This is a genomic window from Candidatus Nitrospira nitrificans, assembly GCF_001458775.1.
GTDB lineage: Bacteria > Nitrospirota > Nitrospiria > Nitrospirales > Nitrospiraceae > Nitrospira_D > Nitrospira_D nitrificans.
Map to the genome: position 1 here is coordinate 48,658 of NZ_CZPZ01000011.1, position 18,075 is coordinate 66,732.

Below are 18,075 nucleotides of genomic sequence, written 5' to 3' on the forward strand. Positions count from 1 at the left end.
GGTACGAATGCGGAGTAGGCGGCCGTCATTGTGTCGTTGGTGTAGAAAGCGGCGGTTCCTCCGCGTTCGATCGGGTGCCGGCGTCTGTATGTCGTTAGGGTTACGGGATCGAAAACCGTGCGTGAGATCGGCGTCCTCTCGCGTCATATCGTATCATTGTGGGTCGTGGTCTCCGTTGCGAGCCGCTCGCTCGGCGAAGCGAAAAAAGTCCTGACGCCGGAGGTACACAAGGAGTCTTACTATGCCGACAACAACGCAACTTATTATCAGTGGTCAGAGTAAACCGGGCGCCCTTGCCAGAGTGACGGCGGTCCTCGGTGAAGCCGGAGTCAATATCAAGGCCTTCTCCGCGCCGGAGGTGATGGGAACGGGCAAGTTGCGGCTTCTGGTCGCGGACTTGGACAGCGCTCGCGCGGCCCTTAAGGCGGCGAAGATCAAGTTCGGCGAAGAAACCGCGCTCCTTCTGAGTCTTGAGAATAAGCCCGGGGCGCTGAGGAAAGTGGCGGATACCTTGATGAAGAGCCGGATCAACATCAAGTGCGGCTATTGCACGCCTTCACGGGAAGGGAAGCGGGCGATCGTCGTTCTGACCGTTTCCAATACGGACAGAGCCTTGGCCATTCTACGCAATCAGTCGCTCGACGAGTTTTGATCAAGCGGACCCTCCCCTCGTGACCTCGACGTACTATTTCAAGCACGTGTCGGCCCATCCGGGCTCCGTGCACCTGTCTCGCGTGGCGGCTTCGCGATTTCTCCACGAACGGTCATGAATAATGTGCGTTAGGCCGCTCACGAAATCTACTCTGCCCATCATCGTGATCGGACTGAGTGCCGCCCTCTACCAGGGTTGTACCGTAACTCTCCGTTCCGTTGATCGCTTCATCGGATATCCTGTCGGCTTTGTAGAGCGAGGGACGGCCTCGTGGTATGGTCCTGGTTTTCATGGGAACAGGACGGCTAACGGAGAGCGGTACGACATGTACAAATTGACGGCTGCTCATCGGACGCTGCCGCTTGGGTCCGTCGCGATTGTTCATTCGTTGATATCTGGTCGCCACATTACAGTCAGGATTAATGATCGAGGGCCGTTCGCGAAGGGGCGAATTTTAGACCTTTCGCTGGCCGGCGCCCAAGTCCTCGGGATGGTCGGCAACGGAACCGACCAGGTCGAAATTCGAGTTGTGGACTATCATCCTCAACCCGAAGGGATGGGGGTGTTACGGGTACAAGTCGGTGCCTTCACCGCCCTTCAGAATGCCAGGGCGCTGTTGGCACACGTTCAACGAGATTTTGCCGATGGGCGTATCATTCAGGTCGATCTTCCAGAAGGGCGCCGGTACCGAGTTCAAATCGGTCGATTTTTGATCGAATCCGAGGCTCAGATAGCCGTGGGTCGGCTCGATCGCACCTTTAACCTACACTCGTTTGTGGTTCGGGATGATGGCTGACCCTGGAAGGGCGGGGTGCCGCCCCTGGAAGTTCTATCTGGAACCAGTTGATTTTCAAGTGACATTTTTTGAATTACTTGCCTGCATTTGATCCCTGTGATAGATGTATCAGCTGTGGACTCTATTCTAAGCAGTTCGATTATCCTAATCGTACGATCCTCTGAAGGGTGGACCAAGAGGTATCCTCTGGAAGACGCCCGGCTTCTCATCAGGCCAGCCATACTGGTCCAACGTCCCTAATAGACTACTGCGATGGACATCCTCATCCTATTAGGATTGATAGGGTTATCCGCCGTTATTTCTACAGCCGAGATCGGCTTCTTTTCGGTCAACGAAACCCGGCTGAAGGCATTGGCGCAGAACGGAAGTAAACGAGCAGCCAAAGCCCTCCAGTTGAGGAGCGACCCTCAAAAGCTCCTCTCGACCATTCTCGTCGGTGATCGCCTCGTCAGTACCGCGACACCCATGTTCGCCACCTTCATCACATTGAATGCCTATGGGGGCAAGAGTGCGCTTGAAGAAGCGATCGCCGTCATGATCGGTATCCTGACCTTCGTGCTCCTCGTGTCAGTGGATGTTATCCCAAAGACCCTGGCGGCAAAATTCTCCGTGCCCGTGACGCTGAATATGGCTTACCCTATCTATTGGGTTCAGGTCATGTTGAGACCGCTTCTTTTTCTAATCGTTCCTCTGATCTACAGTTTGACGGGAGGAAAGGGGTTGACGCTTCCCTTGGTAACAGAGGAAGAGCTGAAAATTATGCTCGACCAAGGAGGGAAGGCCGGCGAATTGGAATCGGAAGAAGTCAAAATGATCAAGAATGTGTTTCAGCTGAAAGATATCACGGCGGAAGATGCGATGACGCCGCGCATCTACGTGTTTTCTCTTGACGGGAACCTTCGGCTCAAGGAAGCACAAGAGCCGCTCTATAATTCAAAATACTCCAGAATTCCGCTCTATGACGGCATGCTCGATAACATTACCGGAATTCTTTACAAGACGAAAGCGCTGACCGAGTTGGCCAAAGGGAGAACCGATTTGCGTCTCCGGGATATCGCCCATCCTCCGCTCTTCGTCCCGGCCGGCAAGACGGCGGACGATTTGATGAAGCAGTTCCAGCAGGAAAAGCGGCATATGGGGATTGTGGTGAATGAGTTCGGCGGAGTCATGGGGCTGGTGACCCTCGAGGATCTCCTCGAAGAGGTAGTCGGTGAGATTGTCGATGAGACGGATATCACGGAAGAACTCATCAAACGGATCGGAAAAAACCAAATCCTGGTCCATGGACGGACGGAAGTTCGTAAGGTGAACGACTTTCTGAAAGTCGAGCTTGGAGAGGAAGCGCTGACCATCGGAGGGCTGATCCAGGAAAATCTCGGTCGCATTCCGCAGGCAGGAGAAGAACTCCGCATTGAGAACTGCCGATTGATCGTTCACGAAGCTGATCCACGCTCGATACGAAGCGTGCAAATTTTCAAGGATGAGAAAGTGCCTGTGCCGGTCGAAGCTTCGGTGTGACTAGCTTTTCTTCTGTTGCTCGATCAAGTCTAAGAAATCCCGCTCGTCAAGCACCATCAACCCCAATCTCTGAGCCTGTTCGAGTTTGGAGCCAGGGTCTGTGCCGGCTACGACATAGCCTGTTTTCTTGCTGACGCCGGATGACACCGTGGCGCCCAACCGTTCGACCAAGGCCTTGGCCTCATCTCTTGTCAGCGTTGCCAATCCACCGGTGAATACGAAGCTCTTTCCTGAAAAAGGCAAAACCGCCTGGCTCTGAGCCGGGGGGGTCTCATCGATCGACACACCGAGTGTTCGCAATTCGTCGATGACCCGTCGGTTCGAATGTTCTTGGAAGTAGGAGACCAAACTCTCAGAAATTTCAGGACCAATTTCACGGATTGTCTGAAAGCGGTCGCAGTCAGCCGACATAATGGCATCAAGAGAGCCGAACTCTTTCGCGAGCACTTTGGCGATGTGCTGCCCTACTTGGCGGATTCCCAGGCCCATCAAAAATCGGTCGAGCGAGACATGTTTGCTTCGAGCGATGGCCTCAAAGAGGAGGATTGATGACCGTTCCGCGAACCCCTCAAGCTCAAGAAGTTGTTCAGGCTTTAGCCGATAGAGGTCGGATAGATCTTTCACAAGGCCGTGTTCGACCAATTGGGCGACCGTTTTTTTGCCCAGCCTGTCGATGTTGAGAGCGGCCTTCGATGCGAAGTGTTCGATGGCGCCTTTCAGCTGGGCGGGGCAGGCGGCTTGGCCTGTACAGTAGACGTAGGCACCCTCTCTTGCCACGGCAGAACCGCATATCGGGCAGTGATGTGGCATCTGGAACGGATCTGCCCTGACTTCATTCGAGACGGGGATACGCTCAGCGATCGCCGGAATGACATCCCCCGCGCGCTCGACTCGAACCGTGTCGCCTATCCGGATGTCCTTTCTTGCGACCTCGTCGGCATTGTGTAGCGTCGCTCGGCTGATGGTGACGCCGCCTACTTCCACCGGCTTCAGGAGGGCGAGAGGAGTCAAGGTTCCGGTTCGACCAACGGAGATGACGATATCCTGTACCTCCGTGATCTCCTTCCGAGGAGGAAATTTAAACGCGATGGCCCAACGAGGACTTCGGGATTTCATGCCCAGTTGGGCCTGCCAGTCTCGGCGATCGACTTTGACCACGACTCCGTCAATTTCATAGGGGAGATTGTCGCGCTGGCCCTCTGTTTCTCGGTGAAACGTCAAGACCTGGTCGATGGTTTCGCATCGTCGGCGAAGGGTAGGGACCGGAAGCCCACACATGACCAACATTTCCAGTTCAGCCCAGTGAGACGGGGGATAGGATCCGGTCATCGCCGTCACTTCATAGCATGTGACGACGAGCGGCCGTGACGCGGTAATGTGCGAATCGAGCTGCCGAAGAGAGCCCGCGGCGGCGTTGCGTGGGTTGGCAAAGGCGTCGTTCCCCTGTTCGGTCATTCGCCGATTGAGCGCATGAAAGTCGGAGAGGCGCATGTACACCTCGCCTCGCACAACCAGGTGGTCCGGGTATGCGCCTGTCTGCAACTGGAGCGGGAGCGATCGAATCGTGCGGAGGTTGATGGTGATATCCTCGCCCACATGTCCGTCACCACGGGTTGCGCCGCGGACAAACGCCCCGTGGTCGTAGACCAGTTCAACCGACAGCCCGTCGAATTTTGGCTCGACCGTGTAGTCGATTTGGTCCCTGCTCAGCTCCCGTTTCATCCGCTGGTCGAAGGCTCGGACTTCGTCGGGATCGACTAAGGAATCCAGGCTCAACATGGGATGTTCATGCCGGACCTTGCCGAGCTCTTCCCGAGGCGCAGCTCCGACACGCTGAGTTGGGGAATCAGGGGTAACCAGTTCCGGGTACGCCCGTTCCAAGTCGGTCAATTCTCGGAACAACCGATCGTACTCCCCATCGGAAATCTCGGGGTGGTCCTTGATGTAATAGAGGTAGTCGTGGTGCCGGATTTGGCTCCTGAGTTGGGCGAGTCGCTCCTGCCCGGGGCGAGCGGGTCGCGAAGGGGATGGAGAGTCGCTAGAGGGTGAATCTTGCGGCATTGTTGCGCTCAATGAGGTGATGCCTTCGCGATTGTTGCTACAGTGCCATGACAGACGACATTTGGCATGAGAAAGGAGAGAGGGCTGAGTCGTGCCGACCGTAGCATAGGGGTTACGAAACGGTCAAATCCGATGGGGCCGGTCCGCTTTGACTTTCGCAGCAGTGGCCACTATTCTAAGCATCTTCGGCAGGTCCGAAGTCGGCAAAGCGCCTGGGCAAAGGAGGATATATGGGGAAGGGAGAGCGGCAGGTCTGCGATCGCGCGCGCGGGATGGTTGTACTAGGGATATTGCTCTGCAGCGGTTTGTCGGCAAGTGGGTGTGTCGTGTTGGAAGAAAAATACAACGCAGAAAAGGCGAGAAGCTTGAATTTCCAGCGTCTCCTGGCACAGGAAGAGAAACGGACGGCGGAGCTCGACAGTGAGATCAGGCACACCAAGGCCGAACTGACTGAATTTGAGTCGAGAAATCGTGAGCTGTCCGCGCAGGTACAGCTTGCACGCGAGCAGATGGGGCGCCTTCAAGAGGAGGCGGAGGCGATCAGGGAAGCGACAGTGCTGGAACGAAAAGCGTTGGAGGATATGCAGCGGAAAGGTCCTTCTTCTTCCGCCAAACCGAAAAAAGTCGAACTGCCGAAAGCTGTTTCCGGCGGTCGGAGCGGAGGCAGTCTTTCAGAGAAAGGTCTGGCGGCTGCGACCGAGCCGGCTGCTCCGATAAAGGTCACGCCAGGGATGGTGCATGTGGTCAAAGCCGGGGAAACGCTCTATAGCATCGGCAGGCGGTATGGCATTGAGGTCGATAAGATCAAGAAGCTGAATAAACTGCCGGATGACATCGTCGAGATCGGACAGAAGCTCCTGGTGGGGGTCGAATAAGCGAACGACATGCGGGCAGCGATCTATTCACTCACGTTGGATGAGTTTCGCACCTACGCCAAGCAGGGCAATCTCATTCCCTTATTCCGTGAAATTTTGGCGGACCATGACACGCCGGTCTCGGCCTTTGCCAAGATCGATCACGGTCCTTCCGCCTATTTGCTGGAGAGTATTCAAGGGGGAGAAAAGTGGGCGAGGTACTCGTTTCTTGGGAGTGGCTCTCCCATTGTCATCTATGAGGATGACGGCGATCTGTGCGTGAAGGAGGGGGCTCATCGACGCCGGATCCCCAGTCGAGGCGCACCGCTGGACCGCCTGCGGGAGATCATGGAGACATATCGCCCCGTCACCGTTCCAGATTTGCCTCGTTTCGTAGGCGGAGCCGTCGGATACCTCGGCTATGATATGGTGCAGACGTTCGAGGATCTTCCCACTCGCAGGAAGGAACAACTCAAGGTTCCGGACTTTGCATTTTTACTGACCGAGACGCTGCTCATCTTCGACAACGTATCGCAGAAGATCAAGGTCGTCGCCAACGCCTACGTGAAGTCTCCGTCGGAACGGGATATTCGTTCGGCCTATCGTGACGCGACCGGCAGGATTGAAGCGATGATTGCCCGAATCCGTCGACCGCTTCGACCAGCCCGGCCGAGGCGTCGGCGAACTCCGATTCGTTTCACGGCCAACATGAGCCAGGCGGACTTTGAGAAGATCGTGTCTCGCGCGCAGGACTACATCAAGGCCGGAGACATCTTTCAGTGTGTCTTGTCGCAACGATGGGAAACGAGCCTCCAGGCTCCCCCCTTTCAACTCTATCGGGCCTTGCGCCTTGTGAATCCGTCGCCCTACATGTATTACCTCCGAATTGCGGGGGTTGAACTGGTCGGCTCGTCTCCGGAAATTCTTGTGCGGTGTGAGGACGGGTTGGTCTCGGTACGTCCGATCGCCGGAACAAGACGGCGTGGCGCGACGACGGAGGAAGATGTGGAATTGGAGCGTCGTCTTCTTGCCGATGCCAAGGAGCGGGCCGAGCACATTATGCTGGTGGATCTCGGACGCAATGATGTCGGTCGCGTGGCTGAACGGGGATCCGTCCAGGTCGAGTCGCTGATGAATGTCGAGCGATACTCGCACGTCATGCATATGGTTTCGAATGTCACAGGCAAGTTGTGCCCGGACCAGACGGTGTATGATGTGCTGAAGGCGTGTTTTCCCGCCGGTACCGTCTCCGGCGCGCCGAAAATCAGAGCGATGGAAATCATCGAGGAGCTTGAGCCGACCAGACGTGGCCCCTATGCCGGCGCCGTCGGCTACATCAGTTTTTCAGGGAATATGGATATGTGCATCAATATCCGTACGGTGGTGGTCTCGCGTCGTCGCGCCTTCATCCAGGCCGGGGCGGGCATCGTCGCTGACTCGAATCCGGCACATGAGTATGAAGAAACCTGCAACAAATCCCGAGCCATGATGAAGGCGATCGAACTGGCGGAACAGGGGCTGGAATGAGAACGTGGTTCGTGAATCGTGAAGCGCAGGATACGTACGAGATACGCTTCACGAGCGACGAGTGACACCCATGCTATTGGTCATCGATAACTACGACTCCTTTACGTACAACCTCGTCCAGTATCTCGGAGAATTGGGGGAAGATGTGCAGGTCTATCGAAACGATAAAATTACGCTCAACCAGATCGAGGAACTGCAGCCGAGCCGTCTTGTGATTTCCCCGGGGCCGTGCACACCAAGGGAGGCGGGTGTTTCAGTCGACGCGATCCGTCGGTTCGGGGGGAAGCTGCCCATTCTCGGCGTGTGCCTGGGGCATCAGTCGATGGCCGTTGCCTACGGAGGAGAAGTCGTTCGCGCTCCGCGTTTGATGCATGGAAAGATGTCGCAGATCAAGCACGACGGCAAGACCATCTTTCAATCGTTGCCCAATCCCTTCGACGCGACGCGCTATCATTCCCTTATCGTCGATCGAGGTACTCTCCCGGAGTGTTGCGAGATTTCCGCCGAGACCGCCGAAGGTGAGATCATGGGAATCCGTCATAAGACGCTGGGTGTCGAAGGGGTCCAATTCCATCCTGAATCGATTCTGACGACCGTCGGGAAAGACCTGCTCCGAAACTTCTTGAAACTCTAACAGAATGCATTCCGCCACCGATCTCCTTTACTGAGAGTCTCATGATCAAAGACGCGCTTGCCAAATTAGCCGACCGAACCGATCTTTCCGCGCAAGAGGCCGAGACGATCATGTTGGAGATCATGGATGGGGCCGCGACCTCGGCTCAGATGGCCGCCTATCTCATGGCGCTCAGACAAAAAGGTGAAACGGTCGCTGAAGTCGTCGGTTCGGTGCGCGCCATGCGGGAACGAGCGATCCGAATCAGAGTCGGCTCGTCGATCGTTGTCGATACCTGCGGAACGGGAGGGGATGGGGCCGATACGTTCAATATTTCCACGACCGCGGCATTCGTGGTCGCAGGGGCCGGCATTACCGTGGCCAAGCACGGAAATCGCTCCGTGTCCTCAAGGTCCGGCAGCGCGGATCTCCTGAGCATGCTCGGTGTGACGATCGACATCGAGCCAAGTCGTGTGGCCGATTGTATCGACGAAGTCGGTATCGGTTTCTTGTTCGCGCCGCTCTATCACGGCGCGATGAAACAATGCGCGGGCGTGCGCCAGGAAATGGGAATCCGGACTATTCTGAATGTGATCGGTCCGCTGGCGAATCCGGCCGGGGCCACCCATCAAGTGCTTGGGGTCTACGATGCGAAGTGGACCGATATTCTTGGGCGTGTTCTCCTGGAGCTAGGAACCCAACATTGTTTCGTGATTCACGGCCTGGATGGCCTGGATGAGATCACCTTGTCGGACCGGACGAAAGTGGCTGAAGGCAAGGGTGGTGTCGTGTCGAGTTATTTTATCGCGCCGGAGGAATTCGAGGTCCGGCGTACGGCGCGAAAAGAATTCGCCGGCGGTTCGCCGGAGGAAAACGCGCGAATGACGAAAGAGATTCTACAGGGCAGGAAGGGGCCGAGGCGGGACATCGTGTGCCTAAACGCCGCGCCTGCGATGGTCGTCGGTCAAAAAGCGAAGACACTCAAAGATGGATTCCGTCTTGCGCAGCAGACCATCGATTCGGGTGCCGCCTCCGAGAAGCTGGAGCGGCTCATTGCGTTCACCAAGAAGGCGTGAGTGATGCATGATTCTCGATCGCATCCTTGAGCACAAGCGAGCCGAACTGAGGCATAAGCAGAGCCGTTCCTATCTGGCCGACCTCAAGGCGGCGATCCGGGATGCTCCGCCGGCTCTTGGGTTCGCCGTCACCCTGGATGCCACAAGGTCTCCTGCCGGCCCGGCCTTGATCGCGGAAATCAAGAAAGCGTCGCCGAGCCTGGGGCTGTTACGAGAAGAATTTTCGGACACGTTCGATTATTTGGGGCTTGCGCGAACATACCGGGAGCATGGGGCAGCGGCCCTATCCGTCTTGACCGACAAGGACTTTTTCCAAGGCGACCTTCGGTATCTCAAAGAGATCAAACAAGCCTTGCCGATTCCGGCGCTCAATAAGGAGTTCATGGTCGGCGACGTGCAGTTTTATGAGGCGCGGGCCCACGGCGCCGATGCCGTCTTGCTGATCGTGGCGGCGTTGGAGCGGCGCCAACTGATGGATTTCCATGCCCTAGCCACGGAACTCGGCATGGATAGTCTGTTTGAAACCCATCATGAGAGAGAGCTGGATACGGTTCTAGAGTGGATTCCCGCTGCGAGGATGATTGGGATCAACAATCGGGATCTGAACACGTTCACCACCGACCTCAATGTGACGTTTCGCTTGGCGAAACGAATTCCTCCCGATAGGCTCATCATCAGTGAGAGCGGGATTCAGGGTCGGGATGACGTGACTAAGCTGGCCGAGGCAGGGGTCCATGCCATGTTGATCGGAGAGTCGCTCATTCGCGCGGAGCACACAGCAGACAAAGTTCGAGAGTTGCTTGGCTTGGCTGCGCGCAGTGAAGGGGCCGGCTAAACTTCAACATGAAAATCAAGATCTGCGGGATTACCAATGTCGAAGACGCGGCCGTGACGGTCAAGGCTGGCGCGGACGCCTTGGGGTTTGTCATGTATCGTAAAAGCCCCCGTTTTGTCGAGCCGGCGGTGGCCAGGGCTATTGTGGCGGGCCTTCCGCCTTTTGTGCTCCCTGTGGGGGTGTTCGTCAATGAAGAGGCGGAGAAAGTTCGAGCGCTCATGGACGAATGTGGATTTGCCTTGGCTCAGCTCCATGGAGATGAATCAGCTCTCTATTGTCAGACCCTCGGACGTCCGGCTCTGAAGGCCTTTCGGCTGAAGGACCGGGGTACATTTCTCGCCCTGGCTGAATTTCAAGGGTGCGCGAATGTGCGAGGGTTTCTCATTGATGCGTTTTCGGACCAGGCCTATGGCGGCACGGGGCAAACAGTCGATTGGACATTGGCTCAGGAGGCGGCTCGCTCGACGCCGATCATTCTGGCTGGGGGGTTGAATCCGACAAACGTCGCAGAAGCGATCAGAGCGGTCCGTCCCTATGGAGTTGATGTCAGCAGCGGTGTGGAGAAGAGCCCTGGCAAGAAGGATCCTGACAAGGTGAAAACTTTTATCGAGGCGGCGAGACTTGTGCCCCTCTGATCGCCATGGCTATACTCGCGGAAATCCATTGAGGAGGGGTTGATTCCATGCCAATGCTTCCAGACAGCCATGGCCGGTTCGGAGCTTATGGTGGGCGGTATGTGCCCGAAACCCTCATGCCGGCGCTTTTGGAGCTGGAGACAGAGTATGCCAAGGCAAAAAAGGACCGCCGATTTCAATCGGACCTTGCCTATTATCTCAAACAGTATGTTGGGCGCCCTACGAGTCTCTATCGTGCCGATCGGCTGACGAAAAAGTTGGGCGGGGCAAAAATTTACCTGAAACGGGAAGACCTGTGCCATACCGGCGCGCACAAGATCAACAATGCGATCGGGCAGGTCTTGCTGGCCTTGCGCATGAAGAAGCCGCGAATCATCGCCGAAACGGGAGCCGGTCAACACGGTGTTGCAACCGCAACGGCGGCTGCCATGTTCGGCTTGCAGTGTGAAGTCTACATGGGCACCGAAGATATGCAGCGCCAAGCGCTGAACGTCTTCCGCATGCGTTTATTGGGCGCGACGGTGACCGGCGTCAATGCCGGCAGCCGCACCCTCAAGGATGCCATCAGCGAAGCGATGCGCGATTGGACCACGAACGTGCGGACCACACATTACATTCTCGGGTCGGTGTTGGGCGCGCATCCCTATCCCATGATGATCCGCGATTTCCAGGCGATCATCGGCAAAGAAGCGCGGAAGCAGATTCTTTCCGCTGAACAACGGTTGCCGGATTATCTGGTGGCCTGTGTCGGGGGAGGGAGCAACTCGATCGGTCTGTTCCATGCGTTCCTCCGCGACCTCAAGGTCAAGATGATCGGAGTGGAGGCCGGGGGGCTTGGGATCGAGAGTGGAAAACATGCGGCAAGGTTTTCCGGCGGGAAGCCGGGGGTCTTGCAAGGCACCATGACCTATCTGCTTCAAGACGAGAATGGGCAGATCAATTCGACCCATTCCGTCTCGGCGGGATTGGACTATGCGGCGGTTGGTCCGGAGCATAGCCTCTACCGTGACCAAGGCCGGATCGACTACACCTTTGCGACGGATGCCGAGGCGTTGGCGGCCTTTGATCTGCTGGCTCGTGAAGAAGGAATTGTGCCGGCGTTGGAAAGCGCCCATGCCATTGCGCATGTCATCAAGCTCGCACCCACACTGAAAAAGTCACAGGTGATCATCGCCAACCTTTCCGGTCGTGGAGATAAAGATGTGCAGCAAGTGGCGAGGATGCGAGGAGTTGAGCTATGAGGGGGCGGCTGGAAGCGACGTTTAAGCGATTGCGCGACAAGAGCGAGAAAGCGCTCATTGCCTATCTCATGGCGGGGGACCCTGGGTTGGCAGAAACGGAACAGTTAGTGGTGGCCTTGGAACAGGCCGGGGCGGATATCATCGAACTGGGTGTCCCCTTTTCAGACCCAATTGCCGATGGGCCGGTGATTCAGCAGGCCGCCGAGCGGGCGTTGAAGAGCGGCACGTCGCTGCGGAAGATCCTGGATTCCGTGAAGTCGCTCAGGCAGCGCACAGAGATCCCGATCGTCCTTATGTTGTATTACAACTCGATCCATGCGATGGGGTACGAGCCGTTTTGTACGGCTGCGACGACTGCCGGCGTGGATGGCTTGATCGTGCCGGATATGCCGCCGGATGAAGCAGGGCCGCTCAAAGGTCCCGCCGATGCTGCCGGTCTGCCGCTCATTTTCTTGCTCGCGCCGACCAGCACACCCATCCGACGAAAACTTGTGGCGGAAGAATCGCACGGGTTTGTCTATTACGTCTCCTTGACCGGTATTACCGGGGCAAAGCTCAGCAACGTGACGGACATCCAACAGAATGTTCAAAAGCTCAAGAAAGTCTCGGCGTCTCCCGTCGCCGTCGGCTTCGGTGTCGCAACGCCCGAGGATGCCGCGCAGGTCTCGAAAATGGCGGATGGCGTCATCGTCGGCAGCGCCATTGTGAAACGCATTGCGTCCCACCAGCAAGATCCTGGGATGGTCGGGCACGTCGCTGAGTTTGTGCGGTCGCTCAAAGCCGCGATGGCGCCGGCCTAGCTAGCCACACACGAATCGACTTTCCAATCCAAAGAAGGATCGCTGAGACGGTTACGGCGAACATTCTGACTAGCCATAGGATCGATCAGCTTTCCGCACCGACAGATGCACAATTAACAAGGGAGAAAACCTTGTCGTAGGGATAGTTATGTGGTGGATGGTCAATGCTCCGCTATGTAGGATCCAAGATCTGACGATAGGATTTTAACATGCGGCGAGTCAGCTGGATGTTCACCTTCGCCACCGTCTACAACCTGGTGGGCATCGCAATCTAGTCAAAGCCGCGGCCTTCAAGAAAAGAGGACTGGTTGCTCAACATGGAGCTTATTAGGTGCATGCGCACAGCGTTTTCCGCAGCCTGCTAGGAGGCTGCATGTGATCTCTGGTCCTCGCCGTCACCCTGAAGGTTTTTGCCGGTCAGTTGGCGTCCCCGATAACTGCTCGTGGCTGCTTCCGAACAGGCTTCATTACCAAATATCTGGCTATAGGCACCTTCCCTACACCAAGCGTGACGAGTACTGAAACGGCATAGACCACAAGGGCACCAAGAACTTCTCTCAAGGGCCAATTCCCCAGTTTCGACCATAGGATCGGTCTAAGCGTATACATCACCAGAATGTGGGACACATAGACTCCCAAGGTGAATCGGGCCAGGAAAGGGAGGGGAGTCGATTGACCCAATGTAGGCTTCGCGAGCGCCAGGAGGAAGATACCTATGCTCAGGGCAATGCCCCCCAAGAAGGCGTGTTTCTGAATGACCAGGTATGAACTCTGAAACAGAGACCGCATGACTGTCCCTTCGATTATGGTAAAAACATACCCTCCTACAATCAGACTGCACGCCATGGCCATCGAGGGCTGTTCTCGTTCTGCAAGCCACCACCCAAGGGCTGTGAGGAGAATGGCCAGCATCCATTTCCCAAGATAAATGGCCGAGTTGAAGGGATCTCCACCAATGAATTCCTCAGCGAGTATCAAGACGTAGAGGATGACAATCAAATGAATCAGGTACTTCTGCAGTTGAAAAACCGCAACCAATGTCAAAGCGGCAAGGCTGGCTATGAGAGCGGGTAGGAACCAAAGATGCCAGACCGGGCGCCCTCCCTCTAGGAAAAGATGGATATGTTTGTCGGCGAGGATATGTATGTTCTTCTGAACTGCCGAGTAAAACGGTTGCCACCAGCCATGGCTAAGGACCTCGGTAGGCCAATTTGACGGAACCACGATGTAGATGCACAGCCATCCGAAGAGTAACCATCCGAGAGGGGAAGTATATCGAAGAAAGTGAGCAATGAAATCTTCGTGTGGCAATGCTGATTGCCGGAAAAAATATCCGGCTGTGATCAAGAAATACGGCAACCCCATCCACCAGAGTAAATGCCCGGTGAGGACGACGGGTCCGGCGAGGACTACAGGGAGGTGCCCCTCTGCGAACCGTGAGAGATTAGGGACAAAGGTGGAGGTGTGCCAGAGGATCACCGCAAAGATGGCGAGCACCCGAAAACTTTCTATGCTGGCTATGCGTATCTTCACCAGATCATATCCTTCGCCATCCCTGAACGAAACAGTTCAAGAAGAGCGTTTGGCATTGTCTCCTCATCAGCTTGCGGTTCCGATTCAGGCTTTCCCTCGTAGGGTTCAGCGGCAGTGCATCAATCTATCACAAGAGTGTTCCGGAGCCCTGATCTAACTTATGAAGAAATTCGTCAAACTAGCTGTAGAAAGCATATAAGAATGAAGTGAAATGTGCCTATCGGATAAAACCCGAATGCGTGATCAGATTGTCCTCTGAAAAGATCCATCAAATGATCGGCAGGGATTAGCCAAAGCTCGCCCATGGGACGAGCTTCAAGGCCGGGTACTAGTCGACCGCGAGCGGTTCGTCGAAGGTCCGGCGCCTAGGCTTCAAGATATGCGTCTCTTTAACGAGATTCCCCTGACGGCAGCGTTTTGCTTCACGACCGATGCTCATTCAACTCTTCGGATCGAGGATTTGCATCGATCGGTCACGGCGCAATGACCACTCGCCGGCCAGCCATAGCCTCTTGGAGATCGGCCGTGCCGTGGGCTTGCACTATGCGACGATCAGTCGCATTGCGTTTCTCCGAGACAGTGGTTGATCCAGGCCTGATCCTCTATCTTTCTCTTCTTGTGTGTTCTCAGAAATTTATCTGAAAGGATCTAGGCGCTAGGGGTTGGGCAAACAACGGTCCATAGGGCTATTCGCTGATCCTGCCCCATTGGACGAGGAGACACCTCACCGATGCGCTCGATGGTTGGCTCGCAGGTCTTTCCGATCGTGATGCATCTTGCGTCGATCCTTCCGGGCTTTGTGGCGGTCTTCCCGACGATGCTGCCGATCGGCTTGAAGGTCCTGTCGGTCGTATGGGAGTTCCTGACGGGCGTGGTGCAGGTCTCGCCGATCTTGATGAAGCTGTCCCACATTGGCTCGGTCCCGTACATCCTGCCGAGGCTGTTGCCGATCACGGCGAACCACTGCTTCGTCTTGCCGGAGATCCCGCCGGTCGCCCTGGATATCTTGGTTGTCACGGCGTTCATCGTGCGGCTTACGATGACCTTCACGAAGCTCCTGCGTGTTCTGTTGCACCTCGCGCCACGGGCGTCGCGGTTCCGTGAATCCCTGACTGAATTCGGTCTCGGGGAAGACAGCCTGGGCGGAGGTCGGTCCGCTACTAAGCATCGCCATTGCCATACTCACCTGTATGACAATTCTATACCTCATGATCGCTCCCTCTCGTGGGAACTACGTGACGTACTCTTGATTCTGGTAAGTATGGCAATTGTCCCACATCCTACCGTGGATGACGTCAGACTCAGATGGGCGAGTTAGCAGGACGGATACAGGTTCCAGAAGTCTTTGCTAGGACGTTTGGTCGTGATAGTGACAAGGGAATCTACCGCTTTGCTTGCGGAGGCATGTACTTGATCATCTCGTCGGCGAGTTCTTTGGCGATGTCCTTTAGGCTGGGCTTGATGAACATATAGCTGCTGGACCGTTCATGGCGCGCTTTCCAGACCGTCGTGCCGGTCGTGGCATCGATGAGTCGGAGGCTCAGGCCCACTCGTCCGACGTTATCTCCTTCCTTGCGCACATATTCCCAAGAATTGACGCGGACCACCAGGAAGGAGTCGACGTTGAGCGCTTTTCCGAGCTTGATGGCCGACTCTTTATCGGATTGACCGGTCATCTCCAATCGGGAGAAGTAAAACACGAGCGAATCGAACGCCTCTTTTGAGGCCTGAAAAATATCCGTCACGTTCTCCGGCGAGACGACCCGTTCGATGTTTCCTTGACGGTTGAGGGCTCCGGCCAGGACCTCTTGAATGTCTTCGCGAGCGCTGTCGTATTGGCTGGCCATCGGCGGCAATACGGCGATGGTCTGCGGTCGAAATACCTTCGCGCCGGGGCCTTCCCACACTTCCTGTAAACCGCCGCAGCCTCCGAGCAGTGCGACGAGCATTATCATGGATGCGATATGCGCAGATGACCGAGACAGCATGGGTTTAGTATACCATTAGAATGTCACTGAAATAGAGGCAGAAACCAGGGCGCCTTTTTCCCGGAAGTCATACCCCCCTCCGGCATCGGCGCGAAAATTAAACCATCGGATGCCCAGCCCAGCCGTGGGAACAAAGGGAGTGGAAGCATCCTGCATGTTCTTGAAGGTGCCGATCCTGAAAGAAAGAAACTCAGATAAGATCGTTTGCTCGAGCCCTAAACTCAAGAGCTGGCTCTTCACCCCCGGGACGAAGGTCTTGTTCGAGGTCGCATCCACATCGGCCGACAACGTGAGAGAAGAGTACGGATTGATTGCGACGCCGAATCGGACCTGTGGTTCCAGTGTTAATTCGCCTCCACCGGCGGCATCGAACGTCGGTTTGTTGATGTCCTTGGCCACGACCGCGAATCTCACCCATGAAGATGGACGATAGATCGCTCCAAGGTCAATACCATAGGTCGTTGAGATGTTTGGTTTGCCGAAATGATCGGTCGTGCTGACACCGCTTCCGCCGGTGAGGTCCGTCGAACCGTTGTACGCAGCGCCCTGGATGACCTTTGCCGTGATGCCGACCGCAAAGGTCTTGTCGGAAAAGGCATAGGCATAGGAAAAGGCCAGTTGCCTGGCTTCGAGACCGCGAAGCGACATCTGGCCCGCCACGGTAATGGGAGTTCCCGGTCCGCCTGGTTGAGAGGCCTGTACCGGGGTTGAGACAAACCCACCGCCGGTTGCCACGTCAGACACGTTGAATCCAAACGCATGTTCGCCGAGATGCCCTTTCACATAGAGACCGGCCGATCCGTTGACCGACACCGTCGCGCCCGGCTGATTGATACGATCAGCGATGCTCTGACCTCTCGCCAAATTGCCCGGCGAGGTGTCGCTGGTCGTAAAATTCTCCAGATCGTGCAGGGCATCGCCCAAGCCGCGGCGATCGATCGCCAACCCTCCCCCCTGGACTCGGATATCCACAGTCTGGGTCATGGCTAAGCCGGCGGGGTTCCAGTAGGTAGCGAACCCATTGGTCGTGACGGCGACTCCGGCGCCTCCCATCCCCATCGCGCGAGGCCCCACGATCACAAACTCGGCTGCCAAACCGTACGACGGCCACGCTGAGGCCACCAGCACGATGGCCATTCGGAGCCATGGCGAACAGCGCATGTCAGATCCTCGAATCAATCAGCAGTCTTGCGAGTCTAGAGAAGGAATGGTTCTTCGTCAAGAAATCACGGCCTGTTCACCGGTCGGGAAGGCGCGCAGGAGAGGTGTGTGCCGAGGGATCACGAAACAATTTGTCCATCCCGCATATGAATAATGCGGTCGGATTGGGCGGAGAGTTTGTCGTTATGGGTCACGATGACGAACGTGGTTCCACGTGTTTTGTTCAAGCTGCGCATCAATCCAAACAGCCCGTCCCCGCTGCGCGTGTCAAGGTTGCCGGTTGGTTCATCAGCCAAGACCAAGTCAGGATTCTGTATCAATGCGCGCGCCATGGCGACACGTTGCTGCTCGCCGCCCGAGAGTTCTCCTGGTTTGTGATGCAGGCGATCCCCCAATCCGACTTCCGTGAGGAGGTTTGTCGCGTCGGCTTTGACGGAAGCGGGTTCGCGCCGCTGGACGAGGGCCGGCATGCAGGCATTTTCCAATGCGGTGAACTCGGCCAGCAGATGGTGGAATTGAAACACGAATCCGATACGCCGATTCCGGAACTCCGCCTGTTGAGGATCCGTCATTCGAAAGAGGTCATGCCCGTCGAATGTGACCGTCCCGTCGGTCGGTTGATCAAGGGTCCCAATAATGTGAAGCAACGTGCTCTTGCCGGCTCCGGAGGCTCCCACAATCGCCACCAGCTCGCCGCGCTGAATTTCAAGGTTAATCCCCTTGAGGACGGGCAGCTCATAAGACCCCATCGAGAAGGATTTATGGAGATCGGTGACTTTGATCAT

General features: G+C 56.2%; 17 protein-coding genes. 12 read left to right on the forward strand and 5 right to left on the reverse strand.

From position 1 onward, the window contains the following. The first annotated feature begins 241 nt into the window (after positions 1 to 241). The 3 genes from COMA2_RS07850 (at position 242) to COMA2_RS07860 (ending at position 2,966) form a co-directional block, all read left to right on the forward strand. The gene (locus tag COMA2_RS07850) at positions 242 to 652 is read left to right on the forward strand and encodes an ACT domain-containing protein (RefSeq protein ID WP_090896235.1); all 411 of its coding nucleotides are present in this window, start codon (positions 242 to 244) and stop codon (positions 650 to 652) included. Between the two features lie 121 nt (positions 653 to 773). Next, positions 774 to 1,448: an SPOR domain-containing protein gene (locus tag COMA2_RS20120; RefSeq protein WP_175304461.1), complete on the forward strand. Its 675-nt coding sequence runs from the start codon at positions 774 to 776 to the stop codon at positions 1,446 to 1,448. Between the two features lie 252 nt (positions 1,449 to 1,700). Continuing rightward, positions 1,701 to 2,966 (forward strand): hemolysin family protein, encoded by a 1,266-nt coding sequence (locus COMA2_RS07860; RefSeq protein WP_090896236.1) that lies wholly within the window; start codon positions 1,701 to 1,703, stop codon positions 2,964 to 2,966. Here the strand turns inward: COMA2_RS07860 and ligA are convergent, their stop codons facing one another. Next, positions 2,967 to 5,027 (reverse strand): NAD-dependent DNA ligase LigA, encoded by a 2,061-nt coding sequence (ligA, locus tag COMA2_RS07865; RefSeq protein ID WP_090896238.1) that lies wholly within the window; start codon positions 5,025 to 5,027, stop codon positions 2,967 to 2,969. It lies immediately after the preceding gene. 230 nt (positions 5,028 to 5,257) lie between these two features. Between ligA and COMA2_RS07870 the strand changes: the two genes are divergently transcribed. The 8 genes from COMA2_RS07870 (at position 5,258) to trpA (ending at position 12,608) form a co-directional block, all read left to right on the forward strand. Next, positions 5,258 to 5,902, forward strand: a complete 645-nt coding sequence (locus COMA2_RS07870) for a LysM peptidoglycan-binding domain-containing protein (protein ID WP_090896240.1) — start codon at positions 5,258 to 5,260, stop codon at positions 5,900 to 5,902. 9 nt (positions 5,903 to 5,911) lie between these two features. Beyond that, positions 5,912 to 7,408 (forward strand): anthranilate synthase component I, encoded by a 1,497-nt coding sequence (gene trpE / locus COMA2_RS07875; RefSeq protein ID WP_090896244.1) that lies wholly within the window; start codon positions 5,912 to 5,914, stop codon positions 7,406 to 7,408. A 70-nt stretch (positions 7,409 to 7,478) separates the two neighbouring features. Next, on the forward strand, positions 7,479 to 8,042 hold the full coding sequence (locus tag COMA2_RS07880; protein ID WP_090896247.1) for an anthranilate synthase component II: 564 nt from the start codon (positions 7,479 to 7,481) through the stop codon (positions 8,040 to 8,042). Positions 8,043 to 8,083: 41 nt separating this feature from the next. Beyond that, entirely contained in the window at positions 8,084 to 9,097 is a 1,014-nt protein-coding gene (gene trpD, locus COMA2_RS07885; RefSeq protein ID WP_090896248.1) for an anthranilate phosphoribosyltransferase, read from the forward strand. 7 nt (positions 9,098 to 9,104) lie between these two features. After that, a complete protein-coding gene (gene trpC / locus COMA2_RS07890; RefSeq protein WP_090896250.1) occupies positions 9,105 to 9,932 on the forward strand; it encodes an indole-3-glycerol phosphate synthase TrpC in 828 nt (275 codons plus the stop codon). Positions 9,933 to 9,940: 8 nt separating this feature from the next. Beyond that, on the forward strand, positions 9,941 to 10,567 hold the full coding sequence (locus COMA2_RS07895; protein ID WP_090896253.1) for a phosphoribosylanthranilate isomerase: 627 nt from the start codon (positions 9,941 to 9,943) through the stop codon (positions 10,565 to 10,567). Positions 10,568 to 10,620: 53 nt separating this feature from the next. Further along, on the forward strand, positions 10,621 to 11,808 hold the full coding sequence (gene trpB, locus COMA2_RS07900) for a tryptophan synthase subunit beta (RefSeq protein ID WP_090896254.1): 1,188 nt from the start codon (positions 10,621 to 10,623) through the stop codon (positions 11,806 to 11,808). After that, positions 11,805 to 12,608, forward strand: a complete 804-nt coding sequence (gene trpA, locus COMA2_RS07905; RefSeq protein WP_090896257.1) for a tryptophan synthase subunit alpha — start codon at positions 11,805 to 11,807, stop codon at positions 12,606 to 12,608. The genes trpB and trpA overlap by 4 nt, the downstream gene beginning before the upstream one ends. A gap of 417 nt (positions 12,609 to 13,025) precedes the next feature. Here trpA and COMA2_RS07910 read toward each other — a convergent pair whose 3' ends face one another. After that, on the reverse strand, positions 13,026 to 14,141 hold the full coding sequence (locus COMA2_RS07910) for an acyltransferase family protein (protein ID WP_090896260.1): 1,116 nt from the start codon (positions 14,139 to 14,141) through the stop codon (positions 13,026 to 13,028). Positions 14,142 to 14,871: 730 nt separating this feature from the next. Between COMA2_RS07910 and COMA2_RS07915 the strand changes: the two genes are divergently transcribed. Next, positions 14,872 to 15,459 carry a hypothetical protein gene (locus tag COMA2_RS07915; RefSeq protein WP_090896262.1) on the forward strand — a complete coding sequence of 196 codons (588 nt, stop codon included), beginning with the start codon at positions 14,872 to 14,874 and terminating at the stop codon, positions 15,457 to 15,459. 64 nt (positions 15,460 to 15,523) lie between these two features. Here the strand turns inward: COMA2_RS07915 and COMA2_RS07920 are convergent, their stop codons facing one another. The 3 genes from COMA2_RS07920 to COMA2_RS07930 form a co-directional block, all read right to left on the reverse strand. Then, positions 15,524 to 16,096, reverse strand: a complete 573-nt coding sequence (locus tag COMA2_RS07920; protein ID WP_139077184.1) for a hypothetical protein — start codon at positions 16,094 to 16,096, stop codon at positions 15,524 to 15,526. A gap of 48 nt (positions 16,097 to 16,144) precedes the next feature. Beyond that, positions 16,145 to 17,290 (reverse strand): conjugal transfer protein TraF, encoded by a 1,146-nt coding sequence (gene traF, locus COMA2_RS07925; RefSeq protein WP_090896268.1) that lies wholly within the window; start codon positions 17,288 to 17,290, stop codon positions 16,145 to 16,147. A 119-nt stretch (positions 17,291 to 17,409) separates the two neighbouring features. Then, positions 17,410 to 18,075 (reverse strand): ABC transporter ATP-binding protein, encoded by a 666-nt coding sequence (locus COMA2_RS07930; RefSeq protein WP_090896270.1) that lies wholly within the window; start codon positions 18,073 to 18,075, stop codon positions 17,410 to 17,412.